Origin of the sequence: Streptomyces sp. NPDC059900 (assembly GCF_050270335.1) — a bacterium.
Classification (GTDB): Bacteria; Actinomycetota; Actinomycetes; order Streptomycetales; family Streptomycetaceae; genus Streptomyces.
The window spans coordinates 1-3,074 of record NZ_JBNNJZ010000785.1 but is presented as its reverse complement, the minus strand read 5'-3'; the positions used below and the strand labels follow the sequence as shown (position 1 = coordinate 3,074).

General features: G+C 69.7%; 2 protein-coding genes and 1 pseudogene. All 3 read right to left on the bottom strand.

Annotated elements, in window-relative coordinates:
* Positions 1–548, bottom strand: a 548-nt coding sequence (locus ACQKIP_RS43870; RefSeq protein ID WP_427745564.1) for an alcohol dehydrogenase catalytic domain-containing protein, incomplete at its 3' end; no start/stop codon positions are given.
* A gap of 442 nt (positions 549–990) precedes the next feature.
* Positions 991–1,794, bottom strand: a complete 804-nt coding sequence (locus ACQKIP_RS43865; RefSeq protein WP_365855743.1) for a TetR family transcriptional regulator — start codon at positions 1,792–1,794, stop codon at positions 991–993.
* 124 nt (positions 1,795–1,918) lie between these two features.
* A pseudogene (locus ACQKIP_RS43860) lies at positions 1,919–3,070 on the bottom strand (3-hydroxybutyryl-CoA dehydrogenase); the annotation flags it as partial.
* Positions 3,071–3,074 lie beyond the last annotated feature (4 nt).

Below are 3,074 nucleotides of genomic sequence, written 5' to 3'. Positions count from 1 at the left end.
ACCAGGGCGATCTCGGCGAGGCCGCCGAAGTTGGTCTCGAAGCCCCAGATGCGCTGCTCGGGGTCGAGCATGGTGTCGTTGTGGCCGTCGGAGGATTCAAGCTCCACGCTGAGGCAGTGCGCGACGACCTCGTCACCGGGGTTCCAGGCGTTCACGCCGGGGCCGGTGCGCAGCACGACGCCCGCGAGGTCGGAGCCGATGACGTGGTACGGCAGGTCGTGGCGCTTGGTGAGCCCGCTGAGCCGGCCGTAGCGCTCCAGGAAGCTGAAGGTGGACACCGGCTCGAAGATCGAGGTCCACACGGAGTTGTAGTTGACCGAGGAGGCCATCACGGCCACCAGGGCCTCGCCAGGGCCGAGTTCGGGCACCGGCACGTCGTCCAGGTGGATCGACTTGCGGGGGTCCTTGTCGCGGGTCTCCAGGCCCGCGAACATCTCCGCCTCGTCCTTGTGCACGGTGATCGCGCGGTACGAGTCGGGCAGGGGGAGAGCGGCGAAGTCGGCGGGAGTGGACTCCGGCGACTGGATCGCGTCCAGGATTTCCTTCACGGTTTTGCCTCCGGCGATTGGGGTCTCCCCTGCTCGAGCGGAGCCGAGAGCTTGGGGAAGCGTGTCCCCTTTGAGGGGATCACGCTCTTGAGGGTTACGTCGGGTGCTGCTGGTGCTTGTGAGGGTGTGCCGTCGGTTCGGCGAAGGTGTTGCTCGGCAGCGCTTGGTGTGGCGCGGGAGGTGCCTGTGACGCAGGCGTCCGGGCGCACGAAGCCGTGTGGCTTGTGGGGACAGCCGGCGTACGGAAGTTCTCTGCACGCCGGCCGCCCGGACAACATCAACGTATGACACCGCGTGCCAGTGAGCAAGACACTGAGTGCCATGAATTTTTGATGGATGATCGATCAGTGCAGGTCAGAGGGTGTGGCGGCACGCCAAAGGGGGCGCTACCCGTGGGTAGCGCCCCCTCAAAAGCCCAGGACGAAAGTGCGGAAAACGGAATCTATGACTCCCGCAGCGCCTTCTCGATCGTCCGCATGATCTCGTCCAGCGGTGCGTCCGTCCGGGCCACGGTGACCAGCACATCGCCCCCGGTGCTCACCGAAGCCGCCGGAGCCGTCGCGGTGTCCCGGCCCGCCCCGATGCCCGAACCGAAGGTCCGGCGGACGATGGCGAAGGCGTGGTCCAGCTGGGTCTCCACGTCGCCCTGGCCGCCCGCGCGCAGCCAGCGCCGCAGCACGTGGTTGTGCGCGGTCACCACCGCCGACGCCGCGACCTCCGCGAGCAGCGGATCGTCGTTGCCGTCGTGGTGGGCCTGCTCGTCGAAGTGGCCCAGGAGGTAGCGCGTGAAGAGCCGCTCGTAGCGGGCCACCGAGGCGATCTCGCGCTCGCGCAGTGTGGGCACCTCGCGCGTCAGGCGGTAGCGCTCGACGGACACGGCGGGCGAGGCCGCGTACATCTTCATGACTTCCTTGATGCCCCGGCACACGGTGTCCAGCGGGTGCTCGTGCGGCGGCGCCGCGTTCAGGACCGCCTCCGCCCGGATCAGCGTGTCGTCGTGGTCCGGGAAGATCGCCTCTTCCTTGGAGCGGAAGTGCCGGAAGAAGGTCCGGCGGGCGACGCCGGCCTGCGCGGCGATCTCGTCGACCGTCGTCGCCTCGTACCCCTTGGACGCGAAGAGCTCCATCGCGGCCGCCGCCAGCTCCCGGCGCATCTTGAGCCGTTGGGCGGCGGCGCGGCTGCCGGCCGCGCTCTCGGGAGCGTCGGGCGTAGCGGGCGTACGTGAGGACTTGGCGGCCTTGGGCATGACCCGAACGTACTGCATATGCGCAGCCGAGTGCTCCCGCGGGACGGGGCCGCCCGACGGTTCGAGCAGCCCGCCCCAGTGCGTGCGCGGTCTTTCGTCGGGTGCGCCCCCGTCCGTTTCCGGCCTACCGCCGCGCATATTCGCGGAAGCCGCGGCCGGTCTTGCGGCCGAGGCAGCCCGCGGCCACCAGGTGTTCGAGCAGCGGTGCGGGGGCGAGGCCCGGGTCGCGGAACTCGCGGTGCAGGACCTTCTCGATGGCCAGCGAGACATCCAGGCCGACGACGTCCAGGAGCTCGAAGGGCCCCATGGGGTAGCCGCCGCCGAGCTTCATCGCGGCGTCGATGTCGTCGAGCGTCGCGTAGTGCTCCTGGACCATCTTGACCGCGTTGTTGAGGTAGGGGAACAGGAGGGCGTTCACGATGAAGCCCGCGCGGTCGCCGCAGTCCACCGGGTGCTTCTTGATGGTCGCGCAGACCTGGCGCACGGTCGCGTGCACGTCGTCGTCGGTGAGGACCGTGCGGACCACCTCGACCAGCTTCATCGCCGGGGCCGGGTTGAAGAAGTGCATGCCGATCACGTCACCGGGACGCGAGGTGGCGCGGGCGCAGGCGACGACCGGCAGCGACGAGGTGGTGGTCGCCAGGATCGCGCCCGGCTTGCAGACCTTGTCGAACGCCGCGAACAGCTGCTGCTTGACCTCCAGGTCCTCGGCGACCGCCTCCAGGGCCAGATCGACGTCGGCGAACGCGTCGTACGTGCCCGCCGGAGTGATCCGGTCCAGGGTCTTGGCCGCGGTCTCCGCCGTCATCCGCCCCTTGTCGACGGAGCGCGAAAGCGACTTGCCGATACGGGACTTGGCCTTCTCGGCCTTCTCCTCGCTGCGCGCGGCGAGCACCACGTCGTAACCGGCCTTGGCGAACACCTCGGCGATGCCCGACGCCATCGTCCCGGAGCCCGCGACACCGACCGAGCGGATCGTGCGCCCGCCGGTCTGCCGGCCGTCCTCGGGCGGGGTCAGCGCGTCGCGCACGACGGTCGAACTGCCCGGCTGCTCGTACGAGTAGAAGCCGCGCCCCGACTTGCGGCCGGTCAGGCCCGCCTCGCTGAGCTGCTTGAGGATCGGGGCGGGCGCGTGCAGCCGGTCGTGCGACTCGGAGTACATCGCGTCGAGGACCGTGCGGGCGGTGTCGACGCCGATCAGGTCGAGCAGCGCGAGGGGGCCCATGGGAAGGCCGCAGGCCAGGAGCATCGCGGCGTCGATGTCCGCGAGTGTGGCTTAT